At 25.9% G+C, this 22,972-nt stretch carries 21 protein-coding genes and 1 pseudogene; 8 read left to right on the top strand and 14 right to left on the bottom strand.

Annotated elements, in window-relative coordinates; all coding sequences use genetic code 11:
- Positions 1–180: 180 nt before the first annotated feature.
- The 6 genes and pseudogenes from X274_RS11640 to X274_RS07965 form a co-directional block, all read right to left on the bottom strand.
- Positions 181–1,254, bottom strand: coding sequence for a radical SAM/SPASM domain-containing protein (locus X274_RS11640; protein WP_052913251.1), 1,074 nt, complete (start codon positions 1,252–1,254; stop codon positions 181–183).
- Between the two features lie 1,369 nt (positions 1,255–2,623).
- Positions 2,624–3,506, bottom strand: a pseudogene (locus X274_RS07980) (AAA family ATPase).
- 70 nt (positions 3,507–3,576) lie between these two features.
- Positions 3,577–3,732, bottom strand: coding sequence for a hypothetical protein (locus tag X274_RS12020; RefSeq protein WP_156166171.1), 156 nt, complete (start codon positions 3,730–3,732; stop codon positions 3,577–3,579).
- A gap of 134 nt (positions 3,733–3,866) precedes the next feature.
- Positions 3,867–4,838 carry an NAD-dependent epimerase/dehydratase family protein gene (locus X274_RS07975; RefSeq protein ID WP_047266304.1) on the bottom strand — a complete coding sequence of 324 codons (972 nt, stop codon included), beginning with the start codon at positions 4,836–4,838 and terminating at the stop codon, positions 3,867–3,869.
- 1 nt (position 4,839) lies between these two features.
- The gene (locus tag X274_RS07970; protein ID WP_047266303.1) at positions 4,840–5,274 is read right to left on the bottom strand and encodes a MarR family winged helix-turn-helix transcriptional regulator; all 435 of its coding nucleotides are present in this window, start codon (positions 5,272–5,274) and stop codon (positions 4,840–4,842) included.
- 223 nt (positions 5,275–5,497) lie between these two features.
- Positions 5,498–6,280, bottom strand: coding sequence for an alpha/beta fold hydrolase (locus X274_RS07965; protein WP_047266302.1), 783 nt, complete (start codon positions 6,278–6,280; stop codon positions 5,498–5,500).
- Between the two features lie 249 nt (positions 6,281–6,529).
- Between X274_RS07965 and X274_RS07960 the strand changes: the two genes are divergently transcribed.
- Genes X274_RS07960 through X274_RS07925 form a run of 8 tightly spaced genes read left to right on the top strand, consistent with a single transcriptional unit; the run spans position 6,530 to position 15,265 of the window.
- Positions 6,530–7,543, top strand: coding sequence for a 3-oxoacyl-ACP synthase (locus tag X274_RS07960; RefSeq protein WP_047266301.1), 1,014 nt, complete (start codon positions 6,530–6,532; stop codon positions 7,541–7,543).
- A 4-nt stretch (positions 7,544–7,547) separates the two neighbouring features.
- Entirely contained in the window at positions 7,548–8,861 is a 1,314-nt protein-coding gene (locus X274_RS07955; RefSeq protein WP_047266300.1) for an acetyl-CoA hydrolase/transferase family protein, read from the top strand.
- A gap of 19 nt (positions 8,862–8,880) precedes the next feature.
- Positions 8,881–10,053, top strand: a complete 1,173-nt coding sequence (locus X274_RS07950; RefSeq protein ID WP_047266299.1) for an ABC transporter substrate-binding protein — start codon at positions 8,881–8,883, stop codon at positions 10,051–10,053.
- A gap of 46 nt (positions 10,054–10,099) precedes the next feature.
- The gene (locus X274_RS07945) at positions 10,100–10,858 is read left to right on the top strand and encodes an ABC transporter ATP-binding protein (RefSeq protein WP_047266298.1); all 759 of its coding nucleotides are present in this window, start codon (positions 10,100–10,102) and stop codon (positions 10,856–10,858) included.
- A complete protein-coding gene (locus X274_RS07940) occupies positions 10,851–11,543 on the top strand; it encodes an ABC transporter ATP-binding protein (RefSeq protein WP_047266297.1) in 693 nt (230 codons plus the stop codon). The genes X274_RS07945 and X274_RS07940 overlap by 8 nt, the downstream gene beginning before the upstream one ends.
- A 4-nt stretch (positions 11,544–11,547) precedes the next feature.
- Entirely contained in the window at positions 11,548–12,426 is an 879-nt protein-coding gene (locus X274_RS07935; protein ID WP_047266296.1) for a branched-chain amino acid ABC transporter permease, read from the top strand.
- Position 12,427: 1 nt separating this feature from the next.
- Positions 12,428–14,128 carry an alpha/beta fold hydrolase gene (locus X274_RS11830; protein WP_047266295.1) on the top strand — a complete coding sequence of 567 codons (1,701 nt, stop codon included), beginning with the start codon at positions 12,428–12,430 and terminating at the stop codon, positions 14,126–14,128.
- Positions 14,129–14,146: 18 nt separating this feature from the next.
- Positions 14,147–15,265, top strand: a complete 1,119-nt coding sequence (locus X274_RS07925; protein ID WP_047266294.1) for a TetR/AcrR family transcriptional regulator — start codon at positions 14,147–14,149, stop codon at positions 15,263–15,265.
- Positions 15,266–15,358: 93 nt separating this feature from the next.
- Here the strand turns inward: X274_RS07925 and X274_RS07920 are convergent, their stop codons facing one another.
- The 8 genes from X274_RS07920 to X274_RS07890 form a co-directional block, all read right to left on the bottom strand.
- Entirely contained in the window at positions 15,359–17,107 is a 1,749-nt protein-coding gene (locus X274_RS07920) for an ABC transporter ATP-binding protein (protein WP_047266293.1), read from the bottom strand.
- Positions 17,107–18,837 carry an ABC transporter ATP-binding protein gene (locus X274_RS07915; protein WP_047266292.1) on the bottom strand — a complete coding sequence of 577 codons (1,731 nt, stop codon included), beginning with the start codon at positions 18,835–18,837 and terminating at the stop codon, positions 17,107–17,109. The genes X274_RS07920 and X274_RS07915 overlap by 1 nt, the downstream gene beginning before the upstream one ends.
- A gap of 14 nt (positions 18,838–18,851) precedes the next feature.
- Entirely contained in the window at positions 18,852–18,977 is a 126-nt protein-coding gene (locus tag X274_RS12295) for a hypothetical protein (RefSeq protein WP_255350151.1), read from the bottom strand.
- 481 nt (positions 18,978–19,458) lie between these two features.
- Positions 19,459–19,785 (bottom strand): heavy metal-binding domain-containing protein, encoded by a 327-nt coding sequence (locus X274_RS07910; protein WP_047266291.1) that lies wholly within the window; start codon positions 19,783–19,785, stop codon positions 19,459–19,461.
- A gap of 13 nt (positions 19,786–19,798) precedes the next feature.
- Positions 19,799–21,064 carry a DUF3887 domain-containing protein gene (locus tag X274_RS07905; protein WP_047266290.1) on the bottom strand — a complete coding sequence of 422 codons (1,266 nt, stop codon included), beginning with the start codon at positions 21,062–21,064 and terminating at the stop codon, positions 19,799–19,801.
- 11 nt (positions 21,065–21,075) lie between these two features.
- Positions 21,076–21,831, bottom strand: a complete 756-nt coding sequence (locus X274_RS07900; protein ID WP_047266289.1) for an ABC transporter permease subunit — start codon at positions 21,829–21,831, stop codon at positions 21,076–21,078.
- Positions 21,831–22,601, bottom strand: coding sequence for an ABC transporter ATP-binding protein (locus X274_RS07895; protein ID WP_052913249.1), 771 nt, complete (start codon positions 22,599–22,601; stop codon positions 21,831–21,833). Before X274_RS07895 ends, X274_RS07900 begins: the two co-directional genes overlap by 1 nt.
- A gap of 1 nt (position 22,602) precedes the next feature.
- The gene (locus X274_RS07890) at positions 22,603–22,965 is read right to left on the bottom strand and encodes a GntR family transcriptional regulator (protein WP_047266287.1); all 363 of its coding nucleotides are present in this window, start codon (positions 22,963–22,965) and stop codon (positions 22,603–22,605) included.
- Between the last annotated feature and the right edge of the window lie 7 nt (positions 22,966–22,972).

Raw genomic sequence — 22,972 nt, 5'->3', positions numbered from 1 at the left:
CTATCCAAACTACCTGGAGCACATGTAAATAAACATAGCATTCCACCATCTCCAGCCCCCGGATCACTTTCACATGGAGTTAAGTCAGATGAATCAGATAAAACTCCTGGTTCGTTTAAACTTATGATTTTAAATGCCATCTACATACCCCCTCATCATGATTATTACAATAAAGTTATTTTAATAAGTAACTTTACTGCTTATTTCCTTAGATAACAATACCATTGCCCATTCATATTCCAATTTTATAAGATCACAAAAATAATTTTTAAATTCTTTTGGATATGTCTTTTGAAGATCATTTTTTAAATGGCAACCGCCTCCACACAAATTTCTTGCCCAGCATTTATTGCATTTTTCACTTTCAATACCTACCATTATTTTATTGAACAGTTTATATGCTGATTTTATTATTTCATCATGTGTGTTTTTAAATATATTACCTATATAATATTTTTCATTTCCTGTTGCACGATGACACATATACAAATTTCCATCAGCAGAGAGCGAAACTTCTCTTACACCACCAAAACAGTTTATCACTAATTGATTTTTGTTTTTTATTCTATTTTTTCTAACATTTATTGAAGATAATATTATTCCAGAAATTGTTTTGTCTTCTCCGGAAATATATGATTCTATTTTTTTATTGTATTCTCTTAAATCTGGTAATAATGTATAATCTTCTGGAGCTACAAATGCACGAACAATATTTTTGAAATTATATTTAATCCAGAAATTATCAAAATCCTGATTAAATTTTGTTACTGTCATCCTTGTAATATATGGAATCTCATACTTTTCCAGCAATTTTATTCCTTCTATAGTTTTTTTAAAAGAATCCTCTTTATTTTTTAGAGGTCTTAACAAATTATGTTCTCTTTCATCTCCATCAATACTTATCATTACTTTAAAATCATATTTTTTCATAAATTTGGCTATTTTTTCATTTAATAATGTTCCATTTGTTGTTATATTGTAAGCAGGTTTTTGATCAAAATTTTTTTCTATATATTCAACAATTTTTTTTATAAGCTTAAAATTTAATAATGGTTCTCCACCAAAAAAAGAAATTGATAATTGCTCAAAATTATTATTATACAATTTTTCCAATGCTAATTTTACAGTTTCAAAGTTCATTAAAGAGGTATTACCATATGTGCCATTATCAGCAAAACAATAAATACATTTCATATTACATTTTTGAGCTATATTTAATACTAAAGCATTAAAGTTAATATTCTCATAAAACAAATTTTTTTATCAATAGTATCAGTAATTTTTATTGAATTATTTTTGATAAACTCTTTTAATTCAAACGGTAAATTTATACTTTTTTCTTTATATTCTTTTAAAAAGTTATATGCATCTTCATCTAATTTATAACATGCTATACTTTCTGGGAAAAAAATAATTTTTTCATTTAACTTTTCAAATATGTGAAAATCAATATTATTTTTAATATTATCATCCCCTTTATTTTTTGTTCTGACATTAGAATAACTCAGTCGACTGAGAATATATAATTAAAAATATTTTCGAAATTTTTCTCACTTATAACATGTGATTTATTTAATAATATTATGATTAAATATTGCGAATTTTATAACTTAATAATTCATAATAAAACTTTATGGATATATAATTTTTATATTAAGTTACATTTAACTAAAAATTATTATTTTCACTTATTTAATTCACAATAATTTTAGCAAAAAAAAAAAAAAAAGATGTCAACTATACTATGTAAAATTCAAGTAAAATTATAATAGTTTTTTATTTTCTAAAATTAAAAATTTTTACATAATTATTATATCACTCGATATATTTTTGCTGTTATTTTTTTATTTAATTTTGATGACTATAATCATAAATTTCTTTTATGATTTTTAATAATAAATGCCTTGGTTATTACTATGAAAATAAATTTTCTTACTCCAGGTTCATTTCAAAATTCATTCTTTCAGTTTTATATTTTACCATTTCTAACATGACTTGCAAGTGTTTTTTCTAAAATAGAAAACCGCTTTTTATCAATGTTTTAGAATTCGATTTTTGTTACATTTTAATTAATTTTCATTTTTTTAATTTTTGTTATTTTTTTGTAATAATTCTATACTGTGCTTCTTTTCTTTTTTTTAGATATTTCATATATCTATTTGGTCTTTTTTATATTTTAATTAAGCTAAAATTTCTTGTTTTTAAATTTTATATGAAACAAAATGATTAATTCTCTATAAAAGGATGATTAATTTTAAGATATTCTCAGGCAAGAGGTTATATTAAGAATGAAGATTATAATAAAGCATATGAGTTATTTATAGAAGGATATAATTTTGCAAAAGAATTTCCGTACTATGATGTGTAATGATTTAAATGGCGCTGCATGGTGGATAAGGAAGGTGGAGAAAAAAACTCATCACTGAGCTTTTAAAGAATGTGAAGAATTTTAAAGAAAAATTCATGATTTTGCCATTAAATATGGTCTTGGTCAAAAACGTATTGCTCTTGGTTATTACTCTTTTGAGGATGATGAAAGAATTTTGATTGATACAATTATTGATAAATTCTTATAACAAAATCCCCGAAAACGGGGATTTTGTTAATTTGAGATTATGTGCAGTTATATCTTTTCAATTATATAATCATCAATATTCCTTTTTTCAGAATCAATGTTTATTCCTATTATATATATTTCTTTTCCTTTGTATTTTTCATAATATTTCTTTTCTTTTATCTGGTTTATTGCATCAATTGCACTTTTATCTACTTTTATTTCAAAAAGATATATCCTTTCATCAAAATCTATTACAAGGTCACTTCGTCCTAAGTTTGTTAATTCTTCTGCTTTTACGTCTATTCCTGCTGATGCTATTATTGTAAATATTAATGAATGATAATACTTTTCTTCTTTTTTGTGTAAGTTATACGGTATTGCACTTATTATTTTCTTTTTTTATGTATTCATCTTTTGTTTTTACTTTTTTATAGAATTCTCTTAAAAATGCTCTAAATTCTTCTGCTTTTTCTTTATTGTTTATATGCTCAAGTATTGGTGATTCATATTCGTCTATGAGTATTACTGTTTTTTCTTTGTATTTTTTACTTAATTCTGTTATTAAATGTCCAAATTTTGTTGGTAAATTATTTTTTATTGGTGAAATATCATATTCTCTATATAATTCTCCAATTCTTTCATCAAGTGAATCTATAAATTCATCATATGTTGTTAATGTATTATCTGACATATCGAGTTTTATTACAGGATATTCTTTAAATTCCCATTTATCATATATGTATGTTCCCTTGAATAATTCTTTTTCTCCCTTGAATAAATAATACAATGTTGATACTGTTAAGCTTTTACCAAACCTCCTTGGTCTTGAGAGAAAATAAAATTTTCCACTATCTATTAAATTAAATATATATTTTGTTTTATCTACATATATATAATTTTCTTCTATTATTTCTTTATAATCCTGTACTCCTATTGGTAATTTTTTCATTTTCATCATCTCCACATTTGTTTTTTCTTAGTATTATTATAGCATAAATGTATCTTACAAAAAACTGTTTTTATATATTCTCACGAGAATATGGAATTATATAAAGCGTTGTTACTAATATGCCTGTTAATCCTAAAAATATTAAATAATACCCACTGCTGATTTTATCTATTATTTTTCCACCTATATATATTCCAATTATTGTTGCTATCTGCATTATTACCATTTTTAATGATCCTATTCTACCCCTTATTTCATTTCTATACTCATTTGAAATTTCGAATTTATTATTATTACATTGGATATTATAAAAGATATATTAAACAAGAATAACATTGAAGATAACCAGTTTTTATCATTTTAATATTTACATATCCATGAGATTGTATCTTTTATTGTTTCATATAATGAACGTGGATTATAATCTAAATCCTTTTGAGCTTTTTTATGAGAAAATTTATAATATTTATGTAAAGTATGAACACTATAGGGACTTAAATATAAACTTTTTTTCATTTTAGTAAGATAGCTAAAAAGGCTAAAATAAGATATAATATAAGAATTCAATTCGGAAATATATTTTATCTTGATATTTTTTCCTGTTATAATATTCAGATAATGAAAAATAATTCTCATAGACAAATTTTCCCCACTTAATATATATTTTTCATTATCTTTTTCTGAAGCTTTTATTATACCATCCACAATATCTCTTACATCTACAAAATCAAAAGCTCCATCAATAAAAATTTTTATTTCATTATTTAAGTAATTTTTAAATACTTTAGTAATTTCAGAATTTTTGTAGTCGAATGGCCCTATAATCCCTGTTGGAAAAATAATAGTAGCGTTTATTTCATTATTATTTATAGCATTTAATACTTTCAAAGTGGCTATAGCTTTTGATTTTCCATATGCACCAGTAGTTTTATTTGGGTCGATAGGGGTATTTTCATCAATTGTAGCTCCTTTTTCTATTTCTGAAAAAGCATGAACAGAACTAACATATAACAATTTTTCAATGTTATTTTCTTTTATAGCTTTTATAACGTTTTCTACGCCACCAACATTTATAGAATATACAAGTTTATTTTTTAATGGAAGCAAAGATATTACAGCAGCAAGATGGAAAATTTTATTAATACTTTTACAAGCTTTATTTACTGCATTATAATCTCTGATATCACCATAATAGACTTCTAAATTCATTCCTTTAAACATAGATAAATCTTCATTTGGCAAAACGAATATTCTTATTTTCTTTCCAGATTTATATAGTTTTTTCACCAAAATATTACCAATATGCCCTGTAGCTCCTGTAATTAAAATCATATTAATCACTTCCTGAAGAATTATAAATATCTATTATTTTATAGAACCCTTTTGAAATAATTTCAAAATCTTCTTTAGAAACTTTAGATATAAAATCATTAAATAGTAACTTAAAATTTTTAACTGTTTCACTAAATACTTTTTCTCCTTTTTTTGTAAGTGTTATTAAGATAATTCGTCTATCTTCTTTGGTTCTTAATCTTTCAACATATGATTTTTTTTCTAGGTTATCAACAATATTTGTTATATTACTTTTTGTTGTGGAAAAATGTTTTGCTAAATTGCTCATTTTTTGTGGTCCTTTTAATCCGATATACATCACAATATAAAATTCCATAGTTTTAAGTTTTTCTGCTTCTGAAAAGTCCGATATTGTTTTTGTGAAATTAGAAATAAGATCAAAAAGTAATTCTAGAGTTTTTTTTGAATCTATCATAATATCCCTCCAATATCATTATTATTTTTGTTTGTTATTTAGACTATTAAAAATATAAATAGTTCAAAAATTTAATTATTTTTTTAGAAATAATCTGGATAGAATATTCTATCCAGATTAATATTTGAAAGTAGAAATCGCCTTATTAATTATAAAGAAATATATGTAAAAATAAATGCACATATTGAAATATAACTACTATGCCATATTTAAATAGAGTTTTTTATAATAGAAAACCTTTTATTAGATTACAATATAAATCTATTTTTTCTAAAAATGCAGCATGTCCTGAATTTTTTATAACAACAAGATTTGATGTTTTGATTTTTGAATTAATATATGCCATATCCTCAACAGGAGTAAGAATATCTTCTTCTGCAGCGATCAATAATGTTGGTATATTAATTTTTTCTATTTCATTTGAAACATCAAAAGTAGTATTCGAAGAAGATAATCTAATAAAAGAATCAAACCATTCTTTTGTTAATATGTCTTTAAATAACTTTCTTCTATTCATCAACCATTCCAATTTTTCATTATAAAAAGTTTTAGAGTATATAAAAGGTAAAGCCAAATCAAAAAAAATTTCACCATCATACGTTTTTGCAGCAATTTTCCATGCTTCGCCAATTGCATATAAATAATTATCAACTTTAGAAGTAGTATTTGATAATATCAATTTATCTATCATTTTTTGATATTTTATAGCAAACAATTCTGCAACCTGACCTCCATATGATAATCCTAAAATATTTACTTTTTCTAAACCAAGATGAATTATAAAATTATGTAAGTCTTCAACATGAATGGATATGTCATAACCTTCTTCTAATTTTTTTGATCTTCCCTGATCTCTCATATCATATACAATGATTTTAAAATATTTACTCAAAACTTTAATATGAGATGTCCAACTTAAAGTACTCATCATTATACCATTAAGCAAAATAAGTGGTTTTCCTTCACCATAAATTTCATAATATATCCCTTTTTTTTCAAAAAACATATGAATCACCTCTCAAATATGTGTTATAAAAAATTATAACACATATTAACATAACATAAATCTTTTTAAATTGAAGATTTTATTTTATAAATAAGAATATAATTGCTGAATCTGCTTTAATCAGTTATAAAGCAATTTTATAAAAAATGTAAAAAGAGATATAATGAGAAATAGTTCATTATTCATGAGAAGTGATTCATATTTATTTGTATTTATTAAAAGTTTGTAGAATAGAATTGAGGTGATTATATGAATGTTGGAATACTAAGTATAGGTGTGTATATTCCAGAAACATTTATTACAGCAGAAGAAATTTCTGAGAAAACAAAAATACCAGTTGATGTAATAAAAGAGAAATTTGGAGTTATAAAAAAACCAATTCCTGGTCCGAAAGATACAACGAGTTATATGGGGATTAAAGCAGCACAACAAGCTATAGAAAGAGCGAAAATAAAGTCAGAAGATATAGATTTAGTTATATGGAATGGTGGTCAACATAAGGATTATCCATGTTGGTTAGCTGGGTTAAAAGTGGCTGATGTTTTGGGCGCTAAAAATGCATGGTCATTTGATATGGAAGCTATGTGTGGCTCAATGATGAGTGCTATGGAAGTTGCAAGGTCAATGATGTTAGCAAATGAAGAGATAAAAACTGTATTATTAGTTAGTGGCTACAGAAATGGTGATTTAATTAATTATAATGTAAAAGAAACATCTTTTATGTTTGACATAGGTGCAGGTGGAGCCGCCATGATTTTAAAAAAGGATTATAATGAAAATGTTATTTTAGGTACAGCCTTTAAAGGTGATGGTTCTTTTTCCGAGGATTGTGTTGTAGAGGTTGGAGGAACAAAAAATTGGCCTATGAAAAAAGAAGATATTGAAAAATTTCATTTTGTTGTTAGGGATGTTGAAAGCTTTAAAGAAAAATTAAAGAAAAAAACAATGCCGAATTTCTATTATGTAATAGATAAAGCTTTGGAAAAGTCAAACCTTGAGAGAAAAGATATTGATTATTTAGCTATTTTACATTTTAAAAGATCAGCACATTTATCTGTTCTTGAAGAATTAGGATTAAAAAAATCTCAAAGTACATATTTGGAAGAATATGGACATATTGGGCAAAATGATCAGGTGCTGTCTATAGAAATAGGTTTAAAAAGTGGAAAAATAAAATCTGGAGATAAAGTAGTTCTTGCAGGAGCAGGATTGGGTTTTGTATGGGCTTCTGCGGTAGTACATTGGGGCAAATATGAGAGGTGATAAAATGTGGAAAGATGAATATAATAAAAAATTAAGAAGTATTGAAGATGCTATATTATCTTTACCAAAAAAAGCAACTATAATTACAGGATTGGCTTCTGCTGAAGCACAAGGTTTATTGGGAAATTTACATGAATACAAGTCGCACTTTGAAAATTTAAAAGTAGTAACTTGTTTGAATATGAAAGAATATGATTTTTTTATGAATGAAGAATATGAGAATGTTTATAATAATCATTCATGGTTTTTAAGTCCGCCAACAAGAAAAGCAAAAAAATTAGGATTAAAAACAGTAGATTTCATTCCAAACAATTTACATATGGCTGGTACAGATAAATTAATGTCTGAAAAAGAGAATGGAAATATTGTAATTTTTTGGGGAACTGTGACTCCTATGCATGAGAAAACAGGATATTTTAATTTAGGTATTTCCAATGTATATGAAATGGAGGTTTTAGAAAAAGCAGATATAGTAATATTAGAAATAAATGATAAATTCATCTGGACTCACGGAGAAACTCAAGTACACATTTCACAAGTTGATTATATTGTTGAAAATTCATGGGAGATTCCAGAGTTACCAATAGTCGAACCTTCTGAAACAGAAAAAATTATTGCAGAATATATATCTGAATTGGTTGATGATGGTTCAACATTGCAAATTGGGATAGGCGGAATACCTAATGCGGTAGCAAAACTTTTAAATCATAAAAAAGATTTGGGAATACACACAGAAATGTTTACTGAATCGATGATTGATTTATTTGAGGCTGGAGTCATAACCAATATGAAAAAAACGTTATGGAAAGGAAAATTTATATGTACATTTGCATTGGGAACAAAAAGGATGTATGAATGGTTAGATAATAATCCTGGTGTTTGGATAATGAGAGGAAATTATGTAAATGATCCGTATATTATATCAAAAAATGAAAACATGGTAAGTATAAATACTGCGATAACTGTGGATTTAGCAGGTCAAGTATGTTCTGAATCAATAGGTCCGAAACAATATTCTGGAACAGGAGGACAACTTGATACTCATAGAGGAGCAGTAATGAGTAAAAATGGAAAAGGGATTATAGCATTAAGGTCAACTGCTAAAAAAGAAACTATATCAACTATAGTTCCAATGTTACCTCAAGGTTCTTTTGTAACAGTACCAAGGCATGATTTGGATTATGTTGTTACTGAATATGGTATTGCGCATTTAAGAGGTAAAAGTTTTAGAGAACGTGTAAAAGCATTAATAAACATATCACATCCTGAATTTAGAGAAGAGTTAGAAAAAGAAGCAAAAAGATTGGAATATTTATAATAAAAAGGGGGTAAATATCATGAAAAAGGTATTATTAGTAGTTTTTAGTATTATTTTGATGTTATCAATAGTTTATGCCGAGGTAGGAGTTACCGATAAAGAAATTAAAATAGGTACATTCCAAGCAATGTCAGGACCAGTTGCAGTTATTGGTCAAAGTGTTGCAAATGGTATGAATGCTTATTTTAACTATGTTAATGATAATGGGGGAATTTTTGGAAGAAAAATCAATCTAATTGTTGCTGATGATCAATTTAATCCGGCTAAAACTACTGTAGAAGTAAAAAGATTAGTTGAAAATGATAAGGTTTTTGCATTAGTTGGAGGTTTAGGAACACCGGGTAATCTTGCTGTTATGAATTATGTAAATAATTCCAAAGTGCCATATGTTTATCAAGCAAGTGGTTCTTCATTATTAGCAATACCACCAAAGAAATATATATTCCCTGTGCAACCAAATTATACTTTGGAAGGAAATATAGTAATGAATTATTTAGTAAAAACAAAGAGAGCAAAAAAAATTGCAATAATATATAGAAATGATGATGCAGGGAAGGAATTTTTAAATTCTGCTGTTGAAACATTAAAAAATAAATATAATATGAAACCCGTTGAAACAATAGCTATTAATCCAATAGCAAATGATTTTTCAACAGAAATAACAAAATTAATAGCAAAACGACCGGATGCTATAGCAGTTATGTTATTCATTCCACAATCAGTTAATTTTGTAAAACAGGCAAAACAATATGGATTACAAAGGCAAAAATATGTACTAACATACGCAAATTCAGATGCTTCTTATATTTTATTAGCTAAAGAAGCTGCAGAAGGTGTCGAAGCCATGGCATGGGTAAATGTGGATTTTTCAAAACCTGATTTAAAAGTATTTCAAATATATCGAAAATATTTTGATCAAATGCCAAATGCATATGCAATAGCAGGAATGATTGCAGCAGAGGTTTTTGTAGAAGCAGTAACTAGAGCAGGAGAAGATTTAACAAGAGAAAATTTAGTAAAAGCATTAGAAAGTATGAATAAATGGACAGGAATGTTAGCACATGAGATAACATATAAGCCGTATAATCCTGAGGATAATACATGTAGATTAGGTAAACAGTCTATGTATGTTTTAAGAGTTAGAAAAGGCGTATGGTCTCAGATGACAAATTGGATCTATTATGAAAAATAAAATTAGCAGGGATAATCCCTGCTAATTTTAAAAATGAGGTGAGACAATGCTTGAAATTGTAGATATAAGTGTAAAATTTGGTGGATTAGTAGCAGTAAAAAACATGAATATAAAAATAGAAAAAGGGAAAATACATTCATTAATAGGACCTAACGGTGCAGGTAAGACTACATTATTTAATGTTATAACTGGTGTCGTTAAACCTATAAATGGGAAAGTTGTGTACAAAAATAAAAATTTATTGGATTTAAAACCAGAAAAAATAATATATGAAGGTATAACAAGAACATTTCAAAATTTACAATTATTTAATTTTTTGAATGTTTATGAAAATATATATACAGGGATAGCTTATAACTTTAAAGGAGATATAAAACAAATTTTAAGTGGAGAATCAAAAAAGTTTGATGAGGAGATAAAAATAAAAATATTAGAAATATCAGAATTATTGGGGTTGAAAAACAGATTATCTTCATATCCTTCTCAATTACCATATGGGGTTTTAAAAAGAATAGAAATAGCCAGAGCTATTGTATCAGAACCAGAATTAATACTTTTCGATGAACCAGCTGCTGGGTTAAATTCACAAGAGACATTGGAAATTGAGGATATATTTAAATTAATTAATAAAGAAAAACAGATTACTATTTTGTTAGTTGAACATGATATGAGTTTAGTGATGAAAATTTCTGACAAAATAACTGTTATGAATTTTGGTGAAAAAATAGCTGAAGGGACTCCTGAAGAAATTGCAAATAATACACAAGTAATAAAAGTATATTTGGGGGAGACAGAAAATGTTTGAAATAAAAAACTTATTTGTAAATTATGGACATGTGAAAGCGGTAAAAGGCATATCTTTTAGATTAGAAAAAGGAGAAATAGTTTCAATATTAGGTTCAAATGGAGCAGGTAAAACTTCTACATTAATGGGGATTATGAGTATAGTAAAAAGTGATAGAGAAATATATTTTAAAGGAGAAAATATATCAAAAGCTAAGACTACGAAGTTAGTAAAAAGAGGATTGATATTGTGTCCTGAAAACAGAAGAATTTTTCCAGGATTAACAGTTGAAGAAAATTTAAAAATGGGAAGTTTTATTAGAGGAGATGAAAAAAATAATTTGGAAAAAGTATATAATCTTTTTCCAATTTTAAAAAATAGAAAAAAACAAATTGCAGGTTCTTTGTCAGGTGGGGAACAGCAGATGCTTGCAGTAGGTAGAGCGTTAATGGGGGATCCGGAAGTTTTAATGCTTGATGAACCTTCATTAGGATTAGCACCCATAATTATTGATGAAATTTTTAATGTTTTAATTGAGTTAAAAAAACAGGGGATTTCAATATTATTAGTAGAGCAAAATGCAATAAAAGCTTTGAAAATAAGCAATAGAGCCTATATCTTAGAAACAGGTAAAATAGTACATTCTGGTATAGCAAAAGAATTATTATACGATGAAAAAATAAAAAAAGCTTATCTTGGTAGGTGAGATCATGTGGATTCTTCAAGGGATAATATTAGGAATTCCTCAGGGAGTATTATATGGATTAATGGCATTTGGAATTGCCATTATTTTTAAAACAGTAGGAGTAATGAATTTTGCACATGGACATGCAGGAATGATTTCTGCTTTTTTTGCCTTTTCTGTTTATACACTAACACATAGTTTGATTGTTTCCATTTTATCAGCATTGATATTTGGTTATTTTCTTGGTTTTTTAATAGATAAATTATTAAAACCTATTAAGCATATTTCTCACGGGGGAATGCTAATAGTTACATTAGGATTATTAATGATATTTGAAGGGTTGAGTGTATTGATATGGGGTACAGATTATCAATCTTTCCCAGAATTATTTAAAGGAATGCCAATAATAATAAATTTAGGAGAGAATATATTAGTTATACCTATTAATGATTTTTGGGTAACTATAATAGCTTTTTCAATTGCTATAATAATGGCAGTTTTTTTGAAATTTACGAGATTAGGTATAGCTATTAGGGCAAGATCTCAAGACGAAGTTGGTGCTGAAGTGGTAGGTATTAGTGTTGACAAAATAGATTCAATAGTATGGGGTATAGGAATAACGTTATCTTCTTTAGTAGCTGTTTTAATAGCCCCCAAAGAATATATTCATCCTAATATGATGGTTAACATGCAATTATATGGTTTTACTGCAGGTGTTTTGGGTGGTTTTTCTAGTTTATTTGGAGTAATATTTGGTGGAATTATTTTAGGCGTTTTAGAAAAAATAGTTGGTATTTATATTTCACCAGATTTTCAATTATCAATAATTTTAATATTAATTATTGTAATGCTTATAGTTAAACCCTCTGGTATTTTTTCAAAAGGTTTTGAAGGGAGAGTTTAATATGAAACAATCTATTTGTATATTATTAATAGGGATATTAATAGGAATTTTATTTTTATCAAAACCTTTTATATTATTGATATTATCAAGTATATTAATATTTGCTATTTCAGCATTAGGTTTAAATATAATTTCTGGATATACAGGTCAGATTTCTATAGGGCATGGAGCTTTTATGGCAATAGGAGCCTTTACTACAGCATATTTAACCCTTACATATAATATGCCTTTTTTTATTAATTTAATTATAGCGATGTTATTATCTGCAATTTTAGGAATTATAATAGGGTTACCCGCATTGAGATTAAGAGGATTTTATTTAGCTATTGCAACAATGGCATTTGGAATAGCTATTGAGCAATTAATAGGAGTTTTTGATTTTTTAGGAGGACATGTGGGATTAAGAGATATACCCCCTTTAATAAAAAATGATTTTGGCATATACACAATAAATTTAATCTTTTATGTCTTATTATCTTATTTTGCTATTATTTTGATAAAATCACCTATTGGATTAAAATACAAAATGGTTAGAGAAAGTGAAATAGCTTCAAGGGCGTATGGGATTAATATATCTTATATAAAACTTCATGCTTTTATTATTAGTGCAATATATGGAGGAATTGCAGGAACTTTATATGCACATACAATGGGGTATATTTCACCAACGGATTTTGGATTAGCAACATCATTAAATTTATTGGCTATGATTATTATAGGTGGAATATCGTCAATACATGGTGGGCTAATAGGAGCTATTGTAATTACAGGATTGCCATTTGTTTTTTCTAGATCAAACATACCAATGTCTTTGATATTTGGAGGGTTGCTGATAATTTTTGTTTTGTTTTTTCCAAAAGGCATTATGTATGGCTTAATTATTTCGTATTTTAAATATTTTGAAATACCATATGTGGCTTTTAAAAAGAAATTATGGAGGGATAAAAAGATGAATGGAAAATATGTTAAAATTAATGGAAAAAATATTTATTATTATGAAAATGGAAATGGGAAAACTGTTATAATGATACATGGGAATTTTGCATCTGCACGATGGTTTCAAAAAGTTATGAATATTGAAGGATTTAAAATACTTGCTTTAGATTTGCCAAATTTTGGAAGATCTGATAGAATAGAAAAGTGTGATATAGACTTATATGCTGATTATGTAAAAATGTTTATGAATAAATTAAAAATTGAAAAAGCCATAATTGTAGGACACTCGTTGGGAGGTGCTGTAGCTCAATCTCTCTCTTTTCGATATCCTGAAAAAAGCGAAAAACTGCTTTTAATAGATTCTTCCCCTATAAATGGATTAAAAACACCAGAAGAGAATTATCCTGTTTTAGAAATGTATAAGAGTAATAAAACTCTTTTAAAAACAGCGTTAAAATCTATTATGCCAGAAAATAAGGATGAAAAATTATTGGATGAACTTACAAATGAAGCTCTTTTGATGAATGAAAACTGTTTTGTTGGAAATGCCAGAGCTTTAGAAAAATATGATTATACAGATATTGCAAAAAACTATAAAAATAAGGTATTATTTATACTTGGCAAAAAAGATTTATTAATTACAGAAACAATGGCTAAAGAAACATTGAAATATTTAAATGGAGAATTAAAAGTATTTGATCATATTGGCCATTCAATTATTGTAGAGGATCCAGAGTTGTTTATAAATGAGTTGAGAAATTTTTAAAAGTTTGGAGTTGTTATTATGAGAAAAGCTAATATAAGAGAAAAAATAATTGATTCAGCTATAGAATTGTTTTCAAAAAAATGGTATGAAACAGTGTCAGTCGCAGAGATTTGTAGAAATGCAAATCTTTCAAACGGAGTGTTTTATAATTATTTCAAAAACAAACAACAATTGTTTGAATATTTGCTTAATTATCTATTAGAGATTCTTAAAAATGAATTTTATAAATATTCTGGTAATACTAAAAAAGAGAAACTTAAATCTTTTTTTAATATAGTATTTGGTGCAGCCAAAAAGTATAAAACATTAGTCACAATTTTTAGAGAAGGACAATATAGATTTCCCCAATATGAAAAAGAACTAAGGAATTTATATATTGATATACTAAAAAGGATTTTAGATAGAGAAATAAGTGAGGTCGATTATATTTATATAATTGGTGGTTTAAGATTTTTAGGTATTATGTCTTCATATGGTTGGATTAATATGAATGTGGAAGATTTTTTTGATATAGTATTTAACGGAGTTTTTTTTGAAAAAACTAATGATAATAAATTGTTTGATTTTGATATCAAAGAATGTGAAGAAGAAAAAAAAACAACAAAACAGTTATTAATAAATGCAGGTATAGATTTATTTAGCCAAAAAGGGTATTACAAGGTAAAAATATTTGAAATTACTAATTATGTAAGTTTGGCAGTGGGAACATTTTATATATATTTCCCTAGTAAGGAAGAATTTTTAAAAGAAATTGTTAGACAAATAGGGCATAAAACGCGATTATTCATATCAAAGAATTTACCTTTAGACTTAAATAGATTAGAAAAGGAATTAATAGGTATATATTTATTCTTGGAATTTTTTAAACGAAATAAAAACTATTATGAAATAATCAGAGAAGCAGAATTTGTAGTTAACAAAGAAGTAAGAGAATATTATGTAGAATTTAAAAAAAGTTATATAAAACATTTAAGAAATATTAAAAATAGAAATAAAGAAGTAACAGCTATGTATTTAATGGGAATCTCGCATTATACAGGTATTGAATATTTATTTGAAAATACGATAAAGGATAAAAAGAAATTTTTATTTGAACTATCAAAATATTTAACCAAAGGAATAAATATTAAAACTTAAGTATCAAATTCAGTATTATAATAATTCTGAATTAATAGATTTAATAGAAAAAATTAAGTAGAGAATACCGATATTCCGGTATTCTCTATTTTTTTAAGCGCCAATTTCTAAAAATTTGAACTGTGAAATATAAAGATTGTAATAATATCCTTTTTTCCTCATTAATTCTAAATGATTTCCTGTTTCAATAATTCTTCCATTATCAATATAAAAGATTCTATCAGCATTTCTTATTGTTGAAAGTCTATGAGCAATAACGAATGAAGTTCTACCTTTTAAAAGTTTTTTTATTCCATCTTGTACTAATTTTTCTGTATGAGTATCAATATTTGAAGTTGCTTCATCAAGAATTAAAATCCTTGGATTTGCTAATAAAGCTCTAGCAAACGAAATTAATTGTCTTTCTCCTATTGATAGTCTAACTCCTCTTTCATTTACATCAGTATCATAACCCTTTTCTAATTTCATAATAAATTCATGAGCATGAACACTTTTAGCAGCTTTTATTATTTCTTCATCTGTAGCATCTAATTTTCCATATTTTATATTATTTTTTATAGTATCAGAAAAAAGAAATGTATCTTGAAGCATAATACCCATTTGAGAACGTAATGATTCTAAATCAACATTCTTAATGTTATAACCATCAATTAAAATTTGTCCTTTTTGAGGATCATAAAATCTACTTATTAAATTTACAATAGTTGTTTTTCCAGCGCCTGTTGGTCCTACTAATGCTATAGTTTCTCCAGGATCGATTTTAAATGAAACATTACTTAATACAATATCTCTATCATATGAAAAATATACATTCTTAAATTCAACATGTCCGTTTATTTTTGGCATAATTTCAGCATTTTCAGGATTTATAATATTTGGTTCTGTATCCAATATTTCAAATATTCTCTCAGCAGCAGAGATATTTGTAACTAATGAATTATAAAAATTACTTAAATTCATAATGGGTCTCCAGAACATACTTATATATCCAACAAAAGCAACCACAGTGCCAACAGTAACTTCATTTAAATTAATCATCTTTACACTTAAATAAAAAACAACAACACTTCCGATTCCCCAGGAAACAAAGACCATAGCCCAAAACCAATCATTTATCTTTACAGCATTTACAAATGAATCCATCATTTTGTTTGTCAACAATTTAAATCTATTATTTGTTTTATTTTCTGCGGTAAAAGCTTTAACAACCCTGATTCCTGAAATAGCTTCATGAGTAAAAGCATTTAATTCTGATCGATTGTTTCTGTATTTCATCCATCTTTTTCTACTTATAGTTTCTATTAAGAATAATCCAATAATAAGTAAAGGTAAAATAATCATAGAGGCTAATGCTAGTTTATAATTCATATAAAACATAATTGCAGCAACAAAAATTAATGTTAATAATTCTGGAATTAAACTTGTTATACTATTTGCAAATAGCTGTTGTAATGAATTTACATCATTAACAACACGAGCTAAAATCTTTCCAACAGGTCTGCTATCAAAAAACGAAAAAGACAATTTTTGTATATGTTCATATAACTCATGCCTTATATTTAAAACAATTTTATTGGTTATTTTACCCATTTCTATAATTCTAATTCTTGATAAAAATAAAGCAATTATATTTAATAATAAAATTAAACCTCCAATCATAAACAAACCATTTAAATCATTATTTGCTATATATTTGTCAATAGCAACCTTAAAAAAGTATGGATTAATTAAATTTATTATCATAACTATAATCATCAAAAATATTACAAATACAGTTTTTAATAAAAAAGGTTTTAAATATGAAAATATTCTAAAAATGATATTTAATTTTTCAAATTTCATTAAATCACCTCATCTCTTACTAAATCTTCAAAATCTTTAAATTGTTCTTTAAATATATCAAAATATTTTCCTTTTCTTTCTAATAATTCGTAATGATTTCCTCTTTCAACAATTTCACCATTTTCAAGAAATATGATTTCATCAGCGTTTTTTACAGCAGATATTCTGTGAGCAATAATAATTTTAGTATTTTGTTTTTCCTTTGAATAAATACTTTCCAACAATTCATATTCTGTATCCATGTCAAGAGCAGATGTTGCATCGTCAAAAATAATAATAGGAGCATTTTTTAATAATCCTCTTGCAATGGTTAAACGTTGTTTTTGTCCTCCAGATAACCCCAGACCTCTTTCTCCTATTAAGGTATCGTATTTTTCAGGTAATTTCATAATAAAATCATGAGCTTGAGCTTCTTTACAAACATTAATAATTTCTTTATCTGTTGCATTTTCTTTTCCATACTTGATGTTTTCTTTTACTGATTCAGAAAACAAAAATGTATCCTGAAAAATAATACTAATATTTTTTCTTAAAGAATTTAATGAAATATCATTTACATTTATACCATCAATAAGAATTTCACCTTCGTCTATTGGATAAAATCTTGAAATTAAACTAATTAATGTACTTTTTCCAGAACCCGTTGGTCCCATAATTGCTAAAGTTTTCCCTGCATCAATTTTGAAATTAATATTCTTTAATACATATTCATTTTCATATTTGAAACTTACATTTTTAAATTCGATAGATCCATGGATTCTATCTAATTCGATTCCTTTAAAATCTTCTTCTATTTCATTAAAAATCTTTTCAATCTTTTTTGCTGAAGCATTTGCTTGAGATAATATATTTGACAGCCAGCCAATTAATCTCATAGGCCATACAATCATCCACATATATCCATTAAAGGCGACTAGTGTCCCTAAAGATATTTTTTCATTTATAACAAACATTCCACCAACAGTAACAACCAAAATCAAAGCTGCATTACCTAAGAATTCTATTGTTGGAAAATATTTTCCCCATATTTTTGATTTCATAATATTCAAATTATAATTTTCATCATTCAATTTTAAAAACTTAAGAATTTCATACTTTTCTCTTGCGAAAGCTTTTACAAGCCTAACACCAGAAATATTTTCTTGAGCAGTTGTATTAATAACGGCAGCCTGATCACTAATCTTATCAAAGGCTTTTCCTATTTCTTTTTCTAATTTTGTTGCTAAATATGCTATAAAAGGCGCTGAAATTAAACTAATTAAAGCTAATTTCCAGTTTAAATAAAATAATACAACACTACCTAAAATAAAATACAAAGAAAATTCAACGGATAAACCAATCCCAAAACCGAAAGCCATCCATATGTTATCAACATCTTCACCTATCCTAGACATTAATTCACCTGTATTAGTTTTATCAAAATATTTAAAAGGTTGTTTTTGTATATGCTTAAATAAATCAAATTTTAACGCCTTACTAATTCTTGATCCAACATAATCAAATGTAAACTCCTGCACATATCCCATCAATGCCCGAAATATAGTAATAAAAAATATTCCAGTTAATGTTATAAATAATAAATCTATTTGTTTATTTATAATGATGTTGTCAATAACAATTTTATTTAAGTAAGGAAGAATTAATTCAGCAATAATACCACCTATCATACCTATTGAAGCTATAATAATATATTTTTTTTGATCAAATACATATTTTAATATCTTTTTCATTTTAAATACCTCCATTAATAATTAAATCTTTTAAGTTCAATCAAAATATCCTTGATATTTTCCATTTCATCAAAACCTTCATAATATGATTTTATTCTTTTGTTGTAATTCTTTTTATAATATTTTCCATAATTTGACATAAAATCCCTCCTACAATTTTTTGTTTTTAGTTTGTCAGAATTTAAAAATTAAAATAAAAAACCATCTTTTATTCCTCCCTTAAAAAAATAGGGCTATGGCGTGATAACCATAGCCCTTTTAGCAAAAATAGCAATAAAATGAAAAATGGGCTATGGTTGTGATAACCATAGCCCAAATAATTACTTTATCATCAATAATAATTGATGTGAGCAAGGTTATCACAAATAGGCACACTTATCCCACTAACAAGATTTAATGAAACTAATCTTCTAATAAACATGTGATAACCTCCTCTCGAATTTTAATGATTTTATACAATTTTTATAATAACACATAATCAAAAAATAGAAAATAGTAATTAACGAAGATTAAAGATAATTACAAATAAATATCTATGATTACGAACAAAATTCTATCATTATTCAAATGATATTACTGTTTTATAACAATAAAGTTAAAATATTAAATAAATCAAAAAAATTAATCTTCTATTTTCTTTAATTTTACAGCAGTTCCATAAGCCAACATTTCTGCAGCGCCTTGCATAACAGCAGAGCTTGAAAATCTCATACCAATAATAGCGTCAGCACCAAGTTTTTCTGCTTCATCGATCATTCTTTCATATGCAATATTCCTTGCTTCTGTGAGCATTTCTGTATAACCTTTCAATTCACCACCAGCCAATGTTTTAAATGCAGCAGCAATATCTCTTCCTAAATGTTTTGAATGAACAGTATTACCTATAACTATACCTAAAACTTCTTTGAACTCATATCCAGGAACATAACCAACAGTTGTTACTATCATAAAAACACCTCCTTTAATTGTTTTGGTTTATCCATTTAACAATATCTTCAATAACCTTTTTATCAACATGTCCCTCTTTATAATATTCATATGGATTAGGTTTTCCATTTCCTGCAATAAAAAAATGATTGAGATTATTATATAAATATGCATCATAATTTTTTGCATATTTTTTTAAAATCTCATAATCTTTTTCAGTAACTTGATAATCCCTTTTTCCTTGAAGAATAAGAATTGGTACATTTAAATTTGATAAATGTTTGATAGGATTATACAATCTTAATTCCTTATAGTAATAAACAGGAGCACCAAGAATATTTACATTATCGTTTAATTTATTCTCTTTTAATTTATTCAAATTTTCTATTAATACATCATATGCTTTTTTGTTATCTTTAGGTTCAAAATTTTTTAAATATTTTAATTGGCTTATTGTTAAAACTTCAAGATTCCTTCCAGGTGCAGCCATAAGAATAATACCAGAAATTCTATTCTCTTTTTTTGCTATATATGGAGATAAATATCCTCCTAAACTATGTCCGAGAATATATATTTTTTTAACATAATCTAATTCGGATAAATAATCTATAGCAAATTTTACATCTTCAAAAACCTCATCATTAACAGTTATTTTATTCATCGTATTTCCGTAAATTTTTGTTCTTTTATCATATCTTAAAACTATAATATCATTACTTGACAATCCATATGCTAAATCTTTAAATATTTTGTTTGGTCCAAAACTTTCATCCATATCATTTGGTCCAGAACCATGTATTAATACTACAGCAGGAAAAGGGCCTTTTCCATTTGGAATTGTTAGTTTCCCATTTAATTTCCATTCTTTTCCAATTGTTATATCTTTTTCTTTGAAATTTGATAAATTAGCGTATTGAGGAATTTTATAGTTATCATTTTGAGCTTGATTAAAAAATAATCCAGCAATTTTACCATTTTTATCAACACTTATTACAATTGCCAATTTATTTTTTTCAAAATTAGATGTAAAAACATATACTTCATATTCACCTTTTTTTATAAAATCTATTTTCTCTATACTTTGAAATCTTCCATATGTTTTTTCTATTGTGTTCCATATTTCTTTTAATTTTTTTTCGGGTAATTGTGATTTCATAATATTTGTACTCAGTTTAACGGCTTCATCAAAATTTTTAGAATATAGATATTTAAGATATTCAATAGCAGTATTTTCAAAGTTTTCAGAAAAAATAATTACTGAAAAAACAAATAACAAAATTAAAGCAAATAGCTTTTTCATACCATCCCTCCTCAGATTTCTTTGTTTTTAAAAGTGTAATATGCTAAAGAAGCGATAATTTCTCCTAAAACAAAAAGGTATATACTATAAGTCCAATCAATTTTTCCGTATTTTAAAATATTATTACCAAGAATATAGATATAAGTATTTAGAAAGTTTAAAGGTTTTATGAATCCCAATGCTGTTGTAATAGCTAATAAACCTATAGATGAAAGAATGGGTTTAACCTGATCATTAAAGAATATAGAAAAAAATACAGTTATATCATACCAGAATAATACACCAAATAATCCATGAATCATAAATTTATACGCTATGACAGAATTAAAATCTTTATTAAATAAATTAGAATATATAACAGGTAATAAACTTCCAAAAATAATAAGCAGAAACAATAAAACCAAACCACTATATACTTTTGATAAAAATATATAATCTCTTGATTTTCTTACCATCAAATATTCCATTGTTCCATTTTCAAATTCTCGTGAAAATAATGGAAATGCTGCAATAATAGCAAAAATCGGTAACATTTGTCCAAAGTTTTTTCCAAACCATTGAGTATAAATATAATAATTCCAATCATTTAAATTTTCAATCATATTTGCTATACCAAATTTTTCTGCATATGGTTTTATAACTGTTATATTCTCTTCAATCATATTTACATATATTTTTTGAAATGGAGCTATAGAAAAAAATAAGATTATTGTTATTATAAATAAGATTAAAAAACGTACTCTCATTTCATAAAACTCTTTTTTCATTACCATTCCCCCTTCACAATAGCTTCGAAGATATCATCTATAGTTATATGTTCTCCTTTGTTGTTTTTAACAATCCATACATTTTCTTTTTCTAAACTTTTCCATAAATACCCTTTTGTTTTTTCTTCTTTAGGAAGTGATATGGCAGTATATTTATTTTTTATATTATCAAGATAGTCAATTTCTAATATTTGTCCTTTAGACATAATAGTAATTCTATCTGCAATTTTTTCGACCTCAGAAAGTATGTGACTGGTATATAATACACTTTTTCCGTTGTATGTAACTTCTCTCATTAAATCTAAAACTTTATTTCTCATTAAAGGATCAAGTCCCCATGTTGGTTCATCTAAAATATATATATCTGCATTTTGTGAAAAAGTAAGTATAATATATATTTGTGTAAGCATTCCATAAGATAAATTTGAAATCTTAATTTTTTTATCTATTTTAAAGTCATTTAATAATTCATATGCTTTTTTTATTGAAAAATCTTTTGTCAAAAAATTAGTAATCTCAATCATTTTTTCAACTGTTAAACTTTTATATAATTGCTTTTTTTCTGGCAAATAAGCAATTGTTCCATTAATTTGAATTTGACCATTATTCTGTTTTCTTAGACCTAATATACATTTTAAAGTTGTAGTTTTTCCAGCACCATTTGGACCTAATAGTCCAAATATTTCTCCACGACTTATTTCAAAAGAAATATTGTTTACTGCAATTAAATTTCCATATTTTTTTGTTAATCCATCAATATTTAAGATCACTCTATTCACCTCCAAATAAATCTTCTATAATTTCAAATAGATCTTCTTTTTTAATATTTGCACTTTTGCATGAAATAACTGCTTTTTTAAATTCTTCAATTTTATTATTAATAAAATCTTTTTCATTTACCCCTATAACAATATACCCAGAACCTCGTATAGATTTAATTACATTTTCATTCTCTAATTCTCTATAAGCTCTTGCAACAGTATTTAAATTTACACCTAAATCTTTTGCTAATACTCTAATCGAAGGAATAAACATCTCTTTTTTTAATTCGTTATTTAGAATTTTTTCTTTTATTTTACTTTTTATTTGTTTATATACAGGAGTATGCGAATGAAAATCTATAGAAAACCACATTTATATC

Source organism: Marinitoga sp. 1155, assembly GCF_001021175.1.
Lineage (GTDB): Bacteria > Thermotogota > Thermotogae > Petrotogales > Petrotogaceae > Marinitoga.
The sequence above is the reverse complement of the archived record's forward strand: the minus strand, read 5'-3'. Positions and strand labels throughout refer to the sequence as shown.